Source organism: Variovorax sp. GW821-FHT10D07, assembly GCF_059415325.1.
The window spans coordinates 69,740-87,221 of record NZ_JBWKMZ010000003.1 but is presented as its reverse complement, the minus strand read 5'-3'; the positions used below and the strand labels follow the sequence as shown (position 1 = coordinate 87,221).

Annotated in this window: 14 protein-coding genes; 6 read left to right on the top strand and 8 right to left on the bottom strand. The window is 70.9% G+C overall.

The genetic code is table 11. From position 1 onward, the window contains the following. Positions 1-220 precede the first annotated feature (220 nt). The 4 genes from AC07PU_RS10845 to AC07PU_RS10830 are packed head-to-tail and all read left to right on the top strand — an operon-like array spanning position 221 to position 5,610. Positions 221-1,780: an FGGY family carbohydrate kinase gene (locus AC07PU_RS10845; RefSeq protein ID WP_495317387.1), complete on the top strand. Its 1,560-nt coding sequence runs from the start codon at positions 221-223 to the stop codon at positions 1,778-1,780. After that, the gene (locus tag AC07PU_RS10840) at positions 1,777-3,456 is read left to right on the top strand and encodes a glycerol-3-phosphate dehydrogenase/oxidase (protein WP_208510386.1); all 1,680 of its coding nucleotides are present in this window, start codon (positions 1,777-1,779) and stop codon (positions 3,454-3,456) included. Before AC07PU_RS10845 ends, AC07PU_RS10840 begins: the two co-directional genes overlap by 4 nt. Next, positions 3,453-5,003 carry an FAD-binding oxidoreductase gene (locus AC07PU_RS10835; protein WP_208510385.1) on the top strand — a complete coding sequence of 517 codons (1,551 nt, stop codon included), beginning with the start codon at positions 3,453-3,455 and terminating at the stop codon, positions 5,001-5,003. The genes AC07PU_RS10840 and AC07PU_RS10835 overlap by 4 nt, the downstream gene beginning before the upstream one ends. Before the next feature lie 10 nt (positions 5,004-5,013). Continuing rightward, positions 5,014-5,610, top strand: a complete 597-nt coding sequence (locus AC07PU_RS10830; RefSeq protein WP_057596439.1) for a glycerol-3-phosphate responsive antiterminator — start codon at positions 5,014-5,016, stop codon at positions 5,608-5,610. Here the strand turns inward: AC07PU_RS10830 and AC07PU_RS10825 are convergent. The 3 genes from AC07PU_RS10825 to AC07PU_RS10815 form a co-directional block, all read right to left on the bottom strand. Beyond that, on the bottom strand, positions 5,607-6,539 hold the full coding sequence (locus tag AC07PU_RS10825) for a DUF3014 domain-containing protein (RefSeq protein ID WP_490877653.1): 933 nt from the start codon (positions 6,537-6,539) through the stop codon (positions 5,607-5,609). The genes AC07PU_RS10830 and AC07PU_RS10825 overlap by 4 nt on opposite strands. A gap of 178 nt (positions 6,540-6,717) precedes the next feature. After that, on the bottom strand, positions 6,718-7,386 hold the full coding sequence (locus AC07PU_RS10820) for an alpha/beta hydrolase (RefSeq protein ID WP_495317383.1): 669 nt from the start codon (positions 7,384-7,386) through the stop codon (positions 6,718-6,720). A gap of 30 nt (positions 7,387-7,416) precedes the next feature. After that, a complete protein-coding gene (locus tag AC07PU_RS10815) occupies positions 7,417-8,478 on the bottom strand; it encodes an NAD(P)H-dependent flavin oxidoreductase (protein ID WP_495317381.1) in 1,062 nt (353 codons plus the stop codon). Between the two features lie 140 nt (positions 8,479-8,618). Between AC07PU_RS10815 and AC07PU_RS10810 the strand changes: the two genes are divergently transcribed. Continuing rightward, positions 8,619-9,626, top strand: coding sequence for a hypothetical protein (locus AC07PU_RS10810; protein ID WP_495317379.1), 1,008 nt, complete (start codon positions 8,619-8,621; stop codon positions 9,624-9,626). Positions 9,627-9,641: 15 nt separating this feature from the next. Next, positions 9,642-10,268, top strand: a complete 627-nt coding sequence (locus tag AC07PU_RS10805) for a hypothetical protein (protein WP_093344946.1) — start codon at positions 9,642-9,644, stop codon at positions 10,266-10,268. A 3-nt stretch (positions 10,269-10,271) separates the two neighbouring features. On the opposite strand, the gene AC07PU_RS10800 is transcribed toward AC07PU_RS10805, so the two are convergent. From AC07PU_RS10800 to AC07PU_RS10780, 5 genes are all read right to left on the bottom strand, one after another. Further along, positions 10,272-11,483, bottom strand: coding sequence for a DUF1501 domain-containing protein (locus tag AC07PU_RS10800; RefSeq protein ID WP_495317377.1), 1,212 nt, complete (start codon positions 11,481-11,483; stop codon positions 10,272-10,274). 25 nt (positions 11,484-11,508) lie between these two features. Beyond that, entirely contained in the window at positions 11,509-13,092 is a 1,584-nt protein-coding gene (locus tag AC07PU_RS10795; RefSeq protein WP_495317375.1) for a DUF1800 domain-containing protein, read from the bottom strand. A gap of 121 nt (positions 13,093-13,213) precedes the next feature. Continuing rightward, entirely contained in the window at positions 13,214-13,900 is a 687-nt protein-coding gene (locus AC07PU_RS10790) for a DsbA family oxidoreductase (RefSeq protein WP_495317373.1), read from the bottom strand. 70 nt (positions 13,901-13,970) lie between these two features. Beyond that, complete coding sequence (locus AC07PU_RS10785) at positions 13,971-15,383, bottom strand: MFS transporter (protein ID WP_093344958.1); 1,413 nt, start codon at positions 15,381-15,383, stop codon at positions 13,971-13,973. Positions 15,384-15,442: 59 nt separating this feature from the next. Beyond that, the gene (locus AC07PU_RS10780) at positions 15,443-17,365 is read right to left on the bottom strand and encodes a bifunctional sugar phosphate isomerase/epimerase/4-hydroxyphenylpyruvate dioxygenase family protein (RefSeq protein WP_495317371.1); all 1,923 of its coding nucleotides are present in this window, start codon (positions 17,363-17,365) and stop codon (positions 15,443-15,445) included. Positions 17,366-17,482: the final 117 nt, after the last annotated feature.

The following is a 17,482-nucleotide window of genomic DNA, read 5'->3' as shown; positions in this document are numbered from 1 at the left end:
CGTGTGCGTCCGCACACGCTAGGAGCGCAACGCCGAGGGGCGGGCTTTGGCGAGCTTCCCTCCGGGTTGCCCCGCAAAGGGGCCGTCTGCGGCGTTGCCCGCGCTTGCAAGGCGCCAGCCTTGCTGCGCGTGGGCGCCTTGCATCCAGCCCCTTTGCGGGGCAACGCGACCCCTTGCATAGTGTTAACAGGCCCTCACCCGCCGTGGGAAAAATGAACCGATGAGCTCCACCACCGAGGACGTGATCCTCTCCATCGACGAAGGCACCTCGGGCACGCGCGCCGCGGTCGTCGGCCACGACGGCCACGTCTCCTGCCTCGAATACGCGCCCCTTTCGGTCGACACGCCGCGCCCCGGCGTGGTCGAGCAGGACGCCGACGCGATCCTCGCGAAGACCCTGGCCGTGTGCCGCGCCAGCGTGGCGCGCGCGCAGGCCGAGGGCAAGCGCATCGCCGCGCTCGCCATCGCCACCCAGCGCTGTTCGGCCGTGCTGTGGGACACCCGCACCGGCCGCGCGCTGGTGCCCGTGATGGTCTGGCAGGACACGCGCCATGTCGACGAACTGGCACGCCTCGCGCCCGAATGGGACGCGCTGATGATGCGCCAGCTCGGCCGCCCGGTCGGCGTGCGCTCGCCCTACCTCTGGGCCACGCACCACCTGCGCGACACGCCGGCCGTGGCGCGTGCCTTCGAGCAGGGCCGGCTCGGCTTCGGCACCATCGACAGCTGGCTGCTGTGGCACCTGTCGGAGCGGCGCGAATGCGTGACCACGCCGACCAACGTGACCTCGGGCAATGCCTACGTGCTGGCCGAGCACCGCTACCAGCTCGAGTGGATCGACACCCTGGGCTTTCCACGCGCGCTGCTGCCCGCGCTGCGCGAGGATGCCGGAGACCTGGGCCGCACGCGCGCCGATCTGCTCGGCATCGCGGTACCGATCCTCGCCTGCGCGGGCGACCAGCATGCGGGCGCCGTCGGCCTGGGCTGCCTCGACCGAGCGCAGGCCATGTGCGTGCACGGCACCGGCAGCTTCGTCGACGTGATCACCGGCACCGTGCCGCCCCTCGACGCGGGCCTGCATCCGGGCACGCTCGCCATGACGGCGCGGCGCTCGTGCGGCGTCTCGCACTTCGCGGTCGAGACCTACGTGGCCACCACCGGCTCCGCGCTCAACTGGGTCTGCGAGAAGCTGCAGTGGTTCGAGAACGCGGCGCAGATCGGCGCGCTGGCGGCCGAGGCCGCGAGCGCGAACGGCGTCAGCTTCGTTCCCGCCCTCACGGGCCTGCGCGTGCCCGCGATGGAGCCGGCCGCGCGCGCCTCGCTCACCGGCATCTCGATGGCGACCACGCGCGCCGAGGTGGCGCGCGCGGTGCTCGAGGGCATCGCGCATTCGGTGGCCGCGTGCATCGCGGCCAACGAGCAGGTCTCGGGCCTGCAAGTGTCCGAGCTGGTGGTCGGCGGCGGCCTGTCGGGCAGCTCGACCCTGCTGCAGATCCAGGCCGACCTCAGCGGCATGCCGGTGCGCCGCATGGCCGAGACCGAGCGCGCGAGCCTGCGCGGTGCCGCCTTCCTCGCCGGTGCCTCGGGCCTGCTGTGGCCCTCGCTGCAGGAGGCCCGCGTCACGCTGGCCACCGACGCGGTGTTCGAACCCGCGATCGGCGCCGACGAGCGCGAGGCCCGGCGCGCGCAATGGCAGGCACGGGTCGACTCCGAGCTCGCGCATGCGCAGCGCTTCAAGAACCCACCACTTTCCACCACGCCAGGAGAACTTCCACGATGAGGGTCCTGCCATCCCTTCGACCGGCCAGGGACCGCGCCGAGATGACGGCCACCGAGCCCCTGCGCCTGCACCGCCCCGACCTGCTCGCGCGCCTGGGCGACGAGCACTTCGACATGCTGATCGTCGGCGGCGGCATCACCGGCGCCTATGCCGCGCTCGATGCCAGCCTGCGCGGCTACCGCGTCGCGCTGGTCGAGAAGGACGACTTCGCCTTCGGCACCTCGTCGAAGTCCTCGAAGATGGTGCACGGCGGCCTGCGCTATATCGAGCAGGGCAACCTGGGCCTGGTGCGGCACTCGCTGCTCGAGCGCCAGCGCCTGCGCCGCAACGCGCGCCACCTGGTGCAGCGCCTGCCCTTCCTGTTCCCTGTGATGGAGCGCGAGGGGGTGTTCGACAAGCGCCTGGCCAAGGCCTTCGAGAGCCTGCTGTGGACCTACGACATCGCGGGCGGCTGGCGCGAGGGCATCCTGCACCAGAAGCTCAGCAAGGCCGAGGTGCTGTCGCACTGCCCCACCTTCCGCGAGGAGCACCTGACCGGCGGCTTCATGTACTTCGACGCGCGCGTGGACGACGCGCGCCTCACGCTCAACGTGGCGCGCACCGCCGCCTTCCACGGCGCCGCGGTGCTCAATCACGCGAAGGCGATCGAGATCACGCGCGACGCGCACGGCAAGGTCGACGGCGCGATCGTGCAGGCCGACGGCCGCGAGATCCGCGCGCGCGCCCGCGTCGTGGTGATGGCCACCGGCGTCTGGCTGCGCGACTGGGACGGCCGGCGCAAGAACGAGGAGAAGACGCTCAACGTGCGCCCGGCCAAGGGCGTGCACGTGGCGATCCCCTGGCTCAAGATCCGCAACGACTGCACCGTGACCATTCCGGTGCCGGGCCGCAACCGGCGCGCGACCATCACGCGCTGGGGCAACGTCTCATACCTCGGCACCACCGACGAGGACTACGAGGGCAACCTCGACGACGTCTGCTGCACGCGCGAGGAGCTCGACTTCCTGCTCGAGGGCGCGCGCTCGGCGCTCAAGACCGACCTGCGCGCCGAGGACGTGGTCGGCAGCATCGCCGGCTGCCGTCCGCTGGTGGCGCCGCCCGGCGGCAAGACGCTCGAGATCAAGCGCAACCACGAGATCCGCACCGCCTCCGACGGACTGCTGACCATCGTCGGCGGCAAGCTCACCACCTCGCGCCACATGGCCGAGCAGACCATCGATGCCGCGCAGAAGGTGCTGGGCCGGCGCGCCGGCTGCAAGACCAAGTCGGCCTTCCTGCTCGGCGCGGCCGGCTACGACGCTCAGGCGATCACCGCCTCGGGCGGGCTCTCGGCCCACCTGGGCGAGCGCTACGGCACCGAGGCGCGCTTCGTCAGCGACATCCTGCAGGACGACCCCGGCCTGCAGAAGCCGATCGTCGAAGGCCTGCCCTACAGCGAGGCCGAGATCGTCTACGCGGTGCGCCACGAACTCGCCCGCACCGTCGACGACGTGCTGTCGCGGCGCATCCGCGCGCGCCTGATGGCGCGCGACGCCTCGGGCCGCGCCGCGGACCGCGTGGGCGAAATCCTCCAGGCCGAACTCGGCCTGTCCCCCGCCGAGACGGCGCAGCAGGTCACCAGCTACCGCGCCGCCCTCGCACACGAAAAATCCATCCTCATGGGAGAAAGCAGATGATCAGCAAGGACGCCATCCAGCGCGGCTACAACCGCCGCAACTACATCGTCGGTGCGCACACGCCACCGGCCTATGCCAAGACCATCGCGGCCACCGACGGCCCGGCGGGCCTGCAGCGCGCGCCGATCGCGGTGCCGCCCGCGCAGCTCGAGGCGCTGCGCCAGGCCGCCGACGAGGTGCTCACCGCCACCGCCGACGTGGTGGCCTGGACGCGCGACTGGTGGGCCGGCTCCATGGTCAGCGAGACCGGCGGACGGCCCGCCACGCCGCAGGCCGCGATCGTGCGCGTGTCGAGCGTCGAGCAGATCCAGGCCGTGATGCGCATCGCGCACGCGGCATCGATTCCCGTCACCGTGTCGGCCGGCCGCAGCAACGTGACCGGCGCGGCGCTGCCGGTGCGCGGCGGCATCGTGCTCGACGTCTGCGAGCTCAACAAATTCATCGGCTTCGATGCCGAGAGCCAGATCGTCGAGGTCGAGGCCGGCATGTTCGGCGACGTGTTCGAGGAGACCATCCAGCGCGACCACCGGATGACCATGGGCCACTGGCCCTCGTCCTTCGGCATCAGCACGGTCGGCGGCTGGGTCGCCTGCCGCGGCGCGGGCCAGCTCTCCACGCGCTACGGCAAGATCGAGGACATGGTGTTCGGCATGGACGTGGTGCTGGCCGACGGCAGCCTCGTCACCGTGGGCGGCTACTCGCGCGCCGCGGTCGGCGCCGACCTGCAGCAGCTGTTCATCGGCTCCGAGGGCACGCTCGGCGTGATCGTGCGCGTGCGGCTCAAGCTGCACCGCCTGCCCGATTACGGCCGCGCCATCGCCTTCGGCTTCGACAGCTTCGCCACCGGCCTCGAGGCCTGCCGCCAGATCATGCAGCGCGGCGCCAACCCGGCCGCGCTGCGGCTGTACGACGCGCTCGAGAGCAAGGTGCAGTTCGAGCTGGCCGACACGCACGTGCTGCTGATCGCCGACGAGGGCGCGCCCGAGATGGTCGATGCCGTCATGGCGATCAGCGAGCGCGCCTGCCGCGAGCTGGGCCGCGAGCTCGACGGGCCGGTGATCTTCGAGCGCTGGCTCGACACCCGCTACCTCACGGGCAAGAGCGCCGAGGGCTTCAAGCGCAGCCCGGGCTTCGTGGCCGACACGCTCGAGATGAGCGGCCGCTGGAGCGACCTGCCCGCGATCTACGACGAGGTGGTGGCCGCGATCAACGCCGTCCCCGGCACGCTGGCCGGCTCGGCCCACCAGTCGCACGCCTACGTGGACGGTGCCTGCCTCTACTTCTCGCTGCGCGGCGAGGTCGAGGTGGCGGACCGCGCGCGCTGGTACCGCGCGGCCTGGGACGCGGCCAACGCGGTGCTGGTGCGCCACAATGCCGCGTTGAGCCACCACCATGGCGTCGGGCTGCTGCGTGCGCCCTACATGGCCGACTCGCTGGGCAGCGCCTTCCCGGTGCTGCAGGCGATCAAGCGCACGCTGGACCCGAAGAACATCCTGAACCCGGGCAAGCTCGGCCTCACCGACGAGCTGCCCCCTTCCGCAGACTGAGCCCCATCGAATGGACCGTTCCCTCGGCGCGCGCCTCGCGCGGCACCCGATCATCGCGACGCTCTACGGCGCGGAGCAGATCGACAGCTTCGTCGACAGCGCGAGCGAGATCGCCATCGTCGCGAACGTGGAGCTGCGCCGGCTGCAGGCCGTGGTAGCGACCATCACGCGCGCGGACAAGATCGCCATCGTCAACATCGACAGCTGCGAGGGCATCTCGCCCGACAAGGGCGGCGTGGAGTACCTGGCCGAGATCGGCGCGACCAGCCTGGTGTCCACGCGCGTGGCGACCATCCAGCGCGCCAACCGCGCCGGCCTGCTGACCATGCAGAAGGTGTTCGTGACCGACCGCTCGACCTGGCCGCGCAGCGTGAAGGCGCTCGAGCAGAGCGACCCGAACCTGGTCCAGCTGATGCCCGCGCCGATGCTGCCGCACATCTCGATCAAGGAGCGCAACGCGCTGCCGCCGATCGTCGCCTCGGGCTTCGTGATCACCACCAACGACGTGCGCAGCGCGCTCGCGGCCGGCGCGGTGGCGGTGTCGACCAGCGACACCGCGATGTGGAGCCTCGACATCCAGGCGCCGAAGACCGGCGCGGCGGGCTAGGACTTCTTCTTCGCGACCTCGCCGGTGGCGATCTGCTGGCGCAGCGCGCGCAGGCTGGCCTTGAGCTTCCGCTCGTTCTCCGGGCCCATGCGCACCATGATCTTCTGGCCCGCGCTGAGCGACTCGAGCTGGGGATCGACGTACTCGTAACGCGTCCACGGGCGCTGCGAGGGATAGTCGCCCTTGACCTCGACCAGCCGCACCTGCACCGGGCCCTTGGGCTCGGGCGCGGCCAGCAGGTGGTCGATGACCGCGATCAACCGGTCGTTGAAATAGCGGCCCGGATAGCCGAGCTCTTCATAGGCTTGCTGGAACAGCGGATAGAGCCGCGCGTACACGCCCGCGGCCTTGGCCGGGTCGACCGATTCGGCAAGCAGCACGAAGCCGTTGTAGCGCGCCGCATTGTTGGCCGCGATGGTCTGGTTGGCGCCCTGCCCCTCGGTGATGAAGCGCTGGCCCGTGGGCTGCACCGGCCAGGCGCTGGCGGGCGCCTGCTCGCGCGCGAGGTTGTCGACCGTGGCGACGAAGCGCCGCACCACGCCGTCGGGGCGCAGGAAGGTGTTGGCGTTCTTGCCGCCGAGCAGTTCGGCCAGCGCCTTCAGCACGCGCGAGTCGGAATCGGCCAGCGAGGGCAGCGCGGCGTCGGGCGGCGCGAGCGCGTCGACCGGGTTCTGCGGCCCCGAGGCCACGGGGGCCGGCGCGGGCGCGGGCGGTGCGTCTTCGGGCGTGGTGGCGGCCACCGGCGGCGCCACGGGCTGTTGCTGCTGCTGGTACCAGCGCCAGCCGAAGTAGCCGGCCACCAGCAGCACCAGCACGAGCAGCGCCCACGGCAGCATGGAGCGCTCGCGGCGCGGTGCGTAGTCGCGGGTCTCGCCCGCGGTGCTCATGTCGCGTTCGGCACGGAGTTCGTTGTTGTCGTTCTCGGGCATGTCGGCGTGTCTTTCCTGTGGCGTGCGGTGCGTGATGACGAACCGTCATGTTGCACCAACAAGGGCCCCGGGAGCCCGGGGCCTCGTAACCCCGTGTGACGCCCTCGCCACACGGAAGTTCAGCCCCGCCCTCGACACGCAGGCGGCGCCACCGGTTTCCGGGGCGCGCGGGAGATGCTCAGTGCGCGGCCGTGAGCGACTGCAGCCAGGCCAGCGTGCCCTGCAGCTCGGCCGGCCGGATCTCGTGGCCGCCGGGGAAATCGCTGCCCGCGAGCGCGAGCGGCAGGCCGCGCGTCAGTTCGCGCGTGGCCTGCGCGGCCGCGGGCGGAATCACGTTGTCGGCGCTGCCATGGCTCACCCACAGCGACTTGCCCTCGAAGGCCTCGGGCGCGGCCACCTGGGACAGCACCTGCGGCAGCAGCCGGCTGTGCCAGACCATCGCGGCGCGCATCGACGCGGGCTTGGTCAGCAGCAGCGACAGCGCCATGATCCCGCCCTGGCTGAAGCCGCCGACCACCACGCGCTCGGGCGGAATGCCAAGCTGCGCCGAGGCCGAGGCCAGCATCTCGCCGACCAAGAAGCGGCTCTCGCGCTCCTGGTCCTCGTCGATGCGGCGCTGGCCATCGGCCAGCACCTCGAACTCGAACCAGGCATAGGAGCCCGGCGTGAGCACGTAGGGCGCGCGCAGGCTCAGCACGTGGAACTGCGGCGGCATCAGGCGCGCGAGGCCGAACAGGTCCTGCTCGTTGCTGCCCACGCCATGCATCAGCACCAGCAGCCAGGGATCGCGCGTGCCGGCGGCGGTCGGTTGTTCGAGGAATTGGAGCGGCAGTTGGAGCGTGGTCATGTCGATGGAAGAAGAAAGCGGAAGGTCCTGTCAGCGCACCAAGGCCTTGAAGCCTTCGGCCAGCGAGCGCGTGATCTCGGCGGTGGGCTGTTCGCGGCAGCCGCTCGCGTTCTGGCCCGACCACAGCGGCGAGAAGTCGCCGCTGCCCTGGGCCTCGGCCTTGGCGCGCAGCGGCGCGATCGCCGAGGTGGCGAGCGGGAACTCGGGCGCGGGGCCGATCGGGCCCAGCTCGCGGATCACGCGGTTGACGATGCCGCGCGCGGGCCGGCCGGTGAACAGGTTGGTCAGGGCCGTGTGGCGCGCGGCCTCGCTCTTGAGCGCGCCGCGGTGCATGGCGCTGGTGGTGGCCTCGTTGGCCAGCAGGTAGGCCGTGCCCACCTGCACGCCTGCCGCGCCCAGCGCCATCGCGGCCGCCACGCCCTGCGCATCGGCGATGCCGCCCGCGGCGATCACCGGCACGCGCAAGGTCTGCGCCAGTTGTGGCAGCAGCGCGAAGGTGCCCAGCTGCGCCGTGAGGTCGTGCGACAGGAAATGGCCGCGGTGCCCGCCGGCCTCGAGGCCCTGCGCGATCACCGCGTCGGCGCCGTTCGCCGCGAGCCAGCGGCCCTCCTCGACCGTGGTGGCCGAGGCCAGCACCTTCGCGCCCCAGCCCTTCACGCGCGCGAGCAGCTCGGCCGACGGCAACCCGAAATGGAAGCTCACCATCGGCGGGCGGAATTCGGCCAGCAGCTCGGCGATCTCGGCGCTGAACGGGTTGCGGCCCGGGCCGGCCGCGATGCCCGCGGGATCGATGCCGAACTCGGCGTAGTAGGGACCGAGCGCGGCGCGCCAGGTGGCTTCGCGCTCGGCGCTCGGCACCGGCGGCTGGTGGCAGAAGAAGTTGAGGTTGTAGGGCTTCGTCGTGCCCGCGCGGATCGCCGCAACCTCGCTGCGGATCGCGTCGTTCGAGAGCATCGCGCAGGGCAGCGAGCCCAGCGCGCCAGCGTTGCTCGCGGCGATCGCCATTGCACTGCCCTGCACGCCCGCCATGGGGGCCTGGATCAGCGGCAGTTCGGTGCCCAGCAGTTGCAACAGCGTCGAGGTGGTGGTCATGAAAGATGCTCCAGTGCGAACGGGGATTCTTCGGAAGGCGCGGCATGCCGATGCGCGCGCCGCACGCCCCGATTCTGAAGGGAAGCGCGGTCGGGCCGCCCGTGCGGGGTCATCGGCGCGGCTTGAGCAACAATGCCCGCATGCGCACACCGACCCCGTCGAACCGCCCTGCTCCGCACCGCCGGCCCCTTGCATCGCTCGCATCGCTCGCCGTTAGTACCGTGATGTTCATGCTGCTCACGGCCTGCACGAAGAACGAATCCGAAAGTGCGACATCGGCGCAGGACACGGCCGCCGTGGAGGCCACGCCCGCCGCCGCGGACCCGGCGCCGCCCGCCACGCCCCGGCCCGAGTTCTCGGCCACGCTGCAGCGCGATGCGCTGATGGCGCTGCTGTTCGAGCCGCCGCCCGCCGGCGAGACCGCGAGCCGCACCGACGACGTGCAACTGCCCGAGATCGGCAACGACGGCAAGCCGATGACCGAGGGCTTCTCGCCGACCCGTGCCCAGGTCTCGCCGCGCGAGGTGGTCCGGCTCGACGACACGCATGCCGTGCTGCTCACCGAGACCGTGCCGGTCGACGACCGCGGCCAGCCGATGGACGCCCACGTGGCGGGTGCATGGCTCGGCGCCTATTTCTTCGAGCATGGCGACGCGGGCTGGAAGCTCGCGGGCCGCAACGACGGCGTCGACTACCTCGGCTTCTCGGGCAACATCGGCCTCACGCGCGTCGAGCGCATCGCGCCGCAGCGCTTCGTGCTGACCGTCACGAGCGGCAGCTGCTGGCAGGGCTACTGCGGCAGCTGGCTCTCGGTCTACGAGATCGGCGCCGCCGAAGTGCGCCAGCTGATCGAGGGCGTGCCGCTGGGCGCCGACAACGGCGGTGCCGATGGCGCCTGCGAGCCGGTGCTGCAGGCCACGCGCCCCGAGGAAGCGCCGCGTGGCGCCTGCTACCGCATCGACGGCAAGCCCGAGTTCGCGCTCGGCACGCAGGACGATCCGGGCGAGCTGCAGATCGTCTTCAAGGGCGCGCGCACGCGCGATGCGAACAACCTGCGCGTCGAGACCGTCGACGAACAGCTGGTCTACAGCCTGCGCAACGGCGCCTATACGCTGGTGCAGGGCCGCAATCCCGTGCCCTCGTTCTGAGACGGGCGCCGAGCGATGGGCTTCATCCCCGACCGCCGCATCGAAGCCGAGGCCACCGAGGCCGCGACCGAGATGATCGAGCGCGCGCGCCGCAACTTCGACGTGGCGCTCGACTTCACCGATGCCAGCATCCGCAAGGTCGAGGCGCTGCTACAGCAGCTGCACCTGCGCGCGCGCAACGACAAGCCCAGCGACGCGCAGGTCTTCGACTACGCCAAGGGCCTCGGCAGCTACGTGGGCGAGGTGTTCCGCCGCAACCATGGCGCCGAATGGGGCGTGGTCGCGCTCGGCGACGACAGCTACCCCGGCATGCGCAGCACCCACCGCGAGCAGCTGTTCTGGCCCTGGCGCCGCGCCTACAACCGCATCGTCAACGGCCCCGAGGACAACGTCTGGCACTACTACCAGCTGCTGGTGGAACGCGCGGGCGGCACCCTGGCCGTGCACGACGACGGCATGCCGTCGAACTTCGCGCCGCCGACGATGAACTACGGCCGCGCGCGCGCCGCGGCCACCGCGAAGGGCTCGCCGAGCGTGCGCTTCAGCGCGAATGCGATGGGCGGCGCGCCCGGGCGCGCGAAGCGGCCCGCGACCTCGGCCGCGCCCGCTCCGGTGCGCCGGCCCTGGTGGAAGTTCTGGTGAGCCTCACACCAGCTTCAGGTCCTTCGGCGTCACGCCGTCGAACACCTTCGCGACCTGCGCGGGCGAGAGCCCGTACATACGCTGGAACAGACCGCCGAGCACCGCGCGGTACTCGTTGAGCACCGGATAGTCGCGGTTCTGGAACAGCGTGGCCGCCGTCAGCGCCTGCTGCTCGCCGACCACGCGGCCACCGGCCTGCGCCGAGAGGCCGCCGCCGAGCACCCAGTAGACCGTGCCATGGCCATGGTCGGTGCCCTTGTTGCCGTTCTCGCGGAAGGTGCGGCCGAACTCGCTGATGACCACCACCACGGTCTGGCGCCAGTTCTCGGGCTCCATCTCCTGCGCGAAGGCCGCGAGGCCGCGGCCCAGTTCCTCGAAGCGGTTCGCGAGGTAGCCGGTGGCCGCGCCCTGCCCCACGTGGGTGTCCCAGCCGCCGACGTCGACGAAGCCGAGGTCGTAGCGCTCGCGCATCAGCGCGGCCATGCGGCGGGCCACGAGTTCGAAGCCCCTGGAGGTCATGGCGTTGCGGCTCGCGGCGTCCATCTCGGCTTGCATGGCGCGCCGCACCTCGTCGCGCACCTGGAAGCCTTCGGCCACGGTCTGCGCGAGCGGCGTGTCGCGGTACATCGAGGCGATGAGCTGGCTCTGGCGCGCATCGAGCGTGGGCCGCGCATTGCCCGCGAGCGCCATGTTGGCGGCCCTCGCATCGCCGCGCAGCGAGATCGGCAACTGGTCGGTGAAGGCCATCGGCGAGACATCAGTGAGCGGTCCCGCGCCGAGCACCCCCGCGAGGCGGTTGAGGAAGCCCGAGCGGTAGTCGCGCCGGCGATCGAGCGCCTGGCCCAGCTCGATGCCGTCCTGCGTCTCGAAGTGGCTGCGCGTGAGGTCGTCGGTGCCGGCGAAGGCGATGAACGCGGCCTGCTTCTGCTGGAACAGGGGCATCACGCTCTGCGCCAGCGATGGATGCAGGCCCCAGTCAGCATCGAGCGGCAAGGCGCCGCCGCTGGTGCCCGGTCGTCCGATCGCGATGCCGGGCCGCGAGGCGTAGTAGAAGTCGCTCGAGGTGGGCACCAGCAGGCTGGTGCTGTCGTAGGCACCGCGCAGGAACACGACCAGCAGCTTGGCGCCCTCGGCGGCCGGCGCGGCGATCAGGCGGGCGGCGGCGCCGGCCAGTGGCACGGCGGCGGCGAAACGGAGCAGTTCTCGGCGTTGCATGGACTTGTCCTTTTTCGAGGGGGCGCTAGCGGCGCATCAGCTCGGGCGCGGCCAGCAGCAGCGTGTTCCATTCGGGCGGGTTCTTCGCCTGCGCGAGCACCTCGCGCGTGCCGGCGCCGAAGCCGGTCTGCATCTCGCGCACCGCGGGCGACTCGGCCAGCGGCGGGAAGGCCGGGCTCTCGAGCGGCGCCTTGGCATCGGTGCGAAACAGCACGGCACCGTTCGCACCCAGCGTGCGCGCAATCTCGAAGCGCGTGTTCATCTGCCCCGCGCTGGCCCACGCAGCCTCGTGCAGCGGATAGCCGTCGGGCGTCTCGTGGCCATAGAGCGGCTGGCCCATGCGGTCGATCCAGTTGAGCATCGGCCCCACGTTCGCCACCACGCGGCCGTCGTAGGCCAGCCGCACGCCGGCCACTGCGTAGTGCACCGGGTCGCGGAACTTGCGGCCCAGCGAGGCCGTGAATTCGGGCGACTCGAACAGCGTGCGCAAGGTGGCGGCGATGTCGCCATCGCTGCGCGTGAAGCTCGCGGCCATGCGCTCGACCAGCGCGTTCGATGGATCGTCGGCCACGAAGTAGACGGCGAGCTTGCGCGAGACGAAGCGCGCGGTGGCCGGCGCGCGCGCGAGGCGGTCGAGCGCCTCGTCGACCTCGGCCAGGCCGCGGCCGCGGATCGGCTCGCCGAGCAGCGTCTTGGGGCCGTAGTCGTGGCGGTTGGGATTGAACTCGAACAGGCCCTGGCGCCGATAGTCGGCGGCGATCGCGGGCCTGAGCTTGGGCGGCGGTGCATCGGCCGGCTGCAGGCTCACGCCCACGCCGGTGAGCACGCGCGCGAGTTCCTGCACGTCGGCCTGCGAGTAGCCGCTGCCCACGCCCAGCGTGTGCAGCTCCATCAGCTCGCGCGCGTAGTTCTCGTTGACGCGGTTGGCGGCGTTCTGCGCGTTGTCGAGGTAGCGCAGCATCGCGGGATGGCGCAGCGTGGCGCCAAGCAGGTCGCGGAAGCGGCCCAATGCATGCGGGCGGATCGCGTTCTCTTCGTAGTCGCCGATCAGCGCGCGCATGTTGCCGCCCTTGCGCGAGCTGATGTTGAAGTGGTTCATCCAGAACCAGGTCATCTGCTCCTGCAGCTGGTTCGGCGAATAGAGCGCGCGCAGCACGAAGCGCTGCTGCGCCTCGCGCGCGAGCCGGTTCAGGTGCTGCTGGTAGGCCTGGCGCGCGGCCTTCTTCTGGTCTTCGTCGGGCAGCGCGTCGGCCGCCTTGCGCTCGGCATCGAGCGCGACCGCGAGCGTGTCCACGGGCGCGCGCGCGATCTCCATCGCGTCGATCTGCGCCTGGGCCTCGGGCGGCAGCGGCTGCGGTACGGGCTCCAGTTGCCGCCCCATCCACACCGCCAAGCCCTGCGTCGCGACCTCGGCCTGGCCGCTCGCATTCGCGCCCCAGCTCACGCGGTCGAGCCAGCGCAGCTGGGTCAATGCATCTGGCGGTGCGCCGCGCAATGCGAGCGGCGGCGCATCGGGCCGTGTGCCGAGCGCGCAGCCCGCAAGCCACAGCGTGGCGGCCGCCATCCATGCGCCCTTCGCGAGGCGCGACCGGATCGGAAACGTGTGCATGGTGGGTTCAACCCGCGCCGTCGATGCGCGGTTGACCCCAGCATGCCAGCGCCGTGTAAAGCCGCGAGTCAGCTTCGTTTCAAGGCGAAACGCCCCCGCGGCCCAAGACGGCTTGACGGCCTCAGGCCGACACCACCCCGCTGGGCTGCGCCCCAGCGATCTGCCGCAGCGCGCGCTCGAACACCTCCACCGGCTGGCCGCCCGAGATCAGGTGCTGGTCGTTGATGATGATCGCGGGCACCGAGTGGATGCCCGCGTCGGTGTACATGCGTTCGCGCGCGCGGGTCTCGGCCGCGTATTCGTCGCTCGAGAGGATCTCGCGTGCCCGTGCCGTATCGAGGCCCGCCGCTGCCGCGAGCCGCACCAGCACCTCGGGGTCGGAAGGATTCTCGGCATCGGTGAAGTAGGCCTTGAGCAGCGACTTCTTCAGCGCGACCTGCTTGGCCGCGTCCTCGAGCTCGGCCCAGTGCAGCAGCCGGTGCGCGTCGAAAGTGTTGTAGATGCGCGGCCGGCCCTCGGGGTTGAACACGAAGCCGACGGCCTCGCCGCGCTGGCGGATGGCCTCGCGCATCTGGGCCTGCTGTTCGCGCGTGGAACCGTATTTCTGGTTCAGGTGCTCGAAGGTGTCCTGGCCCTCGGGCGGCATCTGCGGGTTGAGCTCGAAGGGCTGGAAGTGCAGCTCGGCCGTCACCCCGGGCGCCACGCGGGCGATCGCGGCCTCGAGCGAACCCAGGCCGACGGCGCACCAGGGGCAGGAGACGTCCGAGACGAAATCGATCTTGAGGTGGGAGGAGGATGGGGTCGTCATGGCCGCCATTCTTCCGCGCGGCGGCGGCCTTGTCAGGTGCAAGGTCTTCCGCCGCCCCACCTCCGTGGCGTCAGGCCGTGGCGCGCGCCGCCACCGGGCTCGCGCCCAGGGTCTGGGCCCGCAGGCGGTCGTACTCGGCCTTGTCGACCGGCACGGCATCGGGGTCGCCGAGGTCGTTCATGTGCACGCGGTAGGTCTCGCGCGCGCTGATCGCGGCCAGCGCGGCCAGCACGGTCACGGCGAAGGTGATGCTGCCCACGGTGAGCCAGATGTTGGCCGAGCCGGGAGGCGCCACGGTCGCGAACAGCGCGGGCAGCAGGGCCGTGAAGGTGGTGCCGATATTCTGCGAGATGGCCATCGCCGACACCCGGTTGCGGGTGCGGAACAGCTCGGGATAGAAGCTCGGGAAGGTGGCGTTGTAGCCCTGGTAGACGATGCCCCACATCAGCAGCGACATGCAGATCGCGAGCGGCACGTTGCGCACGCTGATGGCATAGAGGTAGGCGAACGAGAGCAGACCCGAGGCCAGCGCGCCGACGATGATCGGCGGCTTGCGGCCGATGCGGTCCGAGAGGTTGCCCACGAACGGGATCACCAGCACCGCGAGGATGTTGCCGAGCACCGGGATCCACAGGTAGACGTCCTTCTGGAAGCCGATGCCGTAGGCCGACTGCACCGCGTAGGCGGCGCCGAAGATGGTGGCGACCACCGGGATCACGTTCATCAGCGCCATGCAGACCACGCGCAGCATGTCGGCCCAGCTGTCGGTGAAGGCCTGCACGATCGGCGAGCGCGGCACCTCGCCCTTCTTGTCGGCCTCGGCGAAGGCCGGGGTCTCGTCGACCTCGCGGCGGATGATGTAGCCCGCGATGATGACAACGAAGCTCAGCAGGAACGGGATGCGCCAGCCCCACGAATTGAAGGCCTCTTCCGGCATGTAGTGCGCGAGCGGCAGGAACACGGCGGCCGCCATGATCTGGCCGGCCTGCACGCCCTGCAAAGTAAAGCTCGCGAAGAAGCCGCGCCGGCCGAAGGGCGCGTGCTCGAGGATCATCGAGCTCGCGCCCGAGATCTCGCCGGCCACCGCGAAGCCCTGGATCAGCCGCAGGATCACCAGCAGCACGGGCGCGGCCAGGCCGATCTGGTCGTAGGTGGGCAGCAGGCCCACGGCCACGGTCGAGAAGCCCATGAGGAACATGCACAGGATCAGCACCTGCTTGCGCCCGTGCGTGTCGCCCCAGTGGCCGAGCACGAAGGCGCCGATGGGCCGCGCGACATAGCCCACGCCGTAGGTCGCGAGCGAGGCGATGATGGCCGTGGTCGGGTCGCCCTTGGGAAAGAAGATCTGCGGAAAGATCAGCGCCGCGGCGGTGGCGTAGATGAAGAAGTCGTAGTACTCGAGCGCCGAGCCGATCCAGCCGCTGGCGGCGGCCTTCTTCGACTGGTGCTTGCCTTGGGGCTCGTGAGCCGTGGTGTTCGCCATGGGTTGTCTCCGGTGTGGACGAGGATGAGCGGGTGAATGAATGAACGAAAAAAAGGAAATCAGTCCTGGGCCTGCGATGCCATGCGCGCCGGCGCATTGAGCGCGCCATAGGCGTCGTAGCCGCCGATGCGCTGCGCCACCTCGAAGAACAGGCCGTCTTCGAAGCTCTCGGTGTAGATGTGCAGGTAGTCGCCGGCCGGCGAGCGGTCGAACAGCACGCCCGCAGCGCGCATGCGTTCGAGCAGCACAGCATCGAGCGCGATGCGCGTGGCGAGGTCGTCGTAGTAGTTGTCCGAGATCGGCACGAAGCGCACGCCGTTGGCGCGCAGCCGCGCCACCGACGCGAAGATGTCGTCGCTGCGCAGCGCCACGTGGTGCACCGCGCCGCCGCCCTGCGCATGCACGGTGCGCGCGGTGCGCGTGCGCTGGCTCAGCGACACGTTGAGCACCAGGCGCAGGCTGCGCGCGGCATCGGCCACGCCGCGGCTCTTGATCAGGCCGAAGGGATCGGCCAGCTCGAGGCTCTCTCCGACCTCGAGCCCGAGCACGGCGCGCGAGAACAGCACCCAGGTGTCGAGCTGGTCGAGCGCGAGGCCGAGCGCGACATGGTCGATGGCGCGCAGGCCGGCATCCTCGCCCTGCACTTCGCTGGGCTCGAGGATGAAGTCAGCCTCGTAGAGTCCCGTGGCGCCGAGCGAGGACGGAATGAAATGCAGCAGGTTGCCGCCCGGCACCACGATCGCGGGCACGGCCTGCTCGCCGGGGCCGACCGGGCTGTCGTGCCGCTGCGAGCACAGCGCGGTGGCGCGCGCCACGGCCGCTTGCGGATCGTCGGTGCGCACGCCCAGCGCGCAGACCGAGGTGCCGTACGCCTCGAAGCGCGTGCGCGCGAAGCTGCCGGGCTGCGCATTCACGACCATGTGGATGTCGCCCTGGCGGTAGAGCGTGACAGCCTTCGAGCGATGGCGGCCCGCGCGGCGAAAGCCCAGTTGCTGCAGCAGCGTGCCGAGCGCGCCGGCCGAAGACTCGTCGGCCGCGAATTCGATGAAGGACAGCCCGCGAAAGGCCGGCGCCTGCGGCGGAGCGAACAGCAGCGGCTGCGCCGGCGCAGTGGCCACGTGCTCGCGCACCTGGCTCTCGAGATACAGCAGCGAGCGCATCGCATCGACCGCGGTGCGGCGGTTCGGCGTCTCGCGGAACAGGTCGTTGAAGATCTCGAGCGACAGCGGTCCGGTGTAGCCGGCACGCAGCACCTGCGCATAGAAGCCCGCCACGTCGAAGTCGCCCTGCCCCGGAAACACGCGGTGGTGGCGCGCCCACTGCAGCACGTCCATCGAGAGCTGCGGCGCATCGGCCATCTGCAGGAAGAAGATCTTCTCGCCCGGGATGTCAGCGATGCCGGCCGGGTCGTCGCGCAGCGACAGCGTGTGGAAGCTGTCGAGGATCAGGCCCAGCGCGGGATGGCCGGCGCGCCGCACGATGTCCCAGGCCTGGCCATAGCGCGAGGTGAAGCGGCCCCAGGCCAGCGCCTCGAAGCCCACGCGCAGGCCATGGGCCGCGGCGCGTTCGGCCAGCGCATGCAGTTGCGCGGCGGCGCGCGCGGGATCGTCGAGCGCGAGCGGCGAGGTGTTCGAGCAGCACAGCATCAGCGGCACGCCCAGCGCGGCCATCAGCTCGAACTTGCGCTCGGCGCGCTCCAGGCCGCGGCGGAACTGCGGCTCGGGCATGCCTTCGAAATCGCGGAACGGCTGGTAGAGGTCGATCGCGAGGCCCAGGTCGGCCGCGAGGCCGCGCAGCTCGGCGGCCGTGCCCTTGAAGTTGACGAAGTCGCTCTCGAACAGCTCGATGCCGTCGAAGCCCGCGGCCGCGATCGCCTCGAGCTTCTGGCGCAAGGTGCCGCTGAGCGAGACGGTGGCGATCGAGCGGTGCGTGCGCCGTGCGGCGCGTTGCGGAAGGTCGGCGGAGGGCTGGAGCGTGTTCACGGGAGCGACTTTAGGAACGCCGGCCCGTGCCCACAACCATTTAGCGTCGCCTTTGATCGATGATCGAACGCTATCGTGCGAATTTCGCACGAATCAGGGGTTACACCTAGGTCCGAA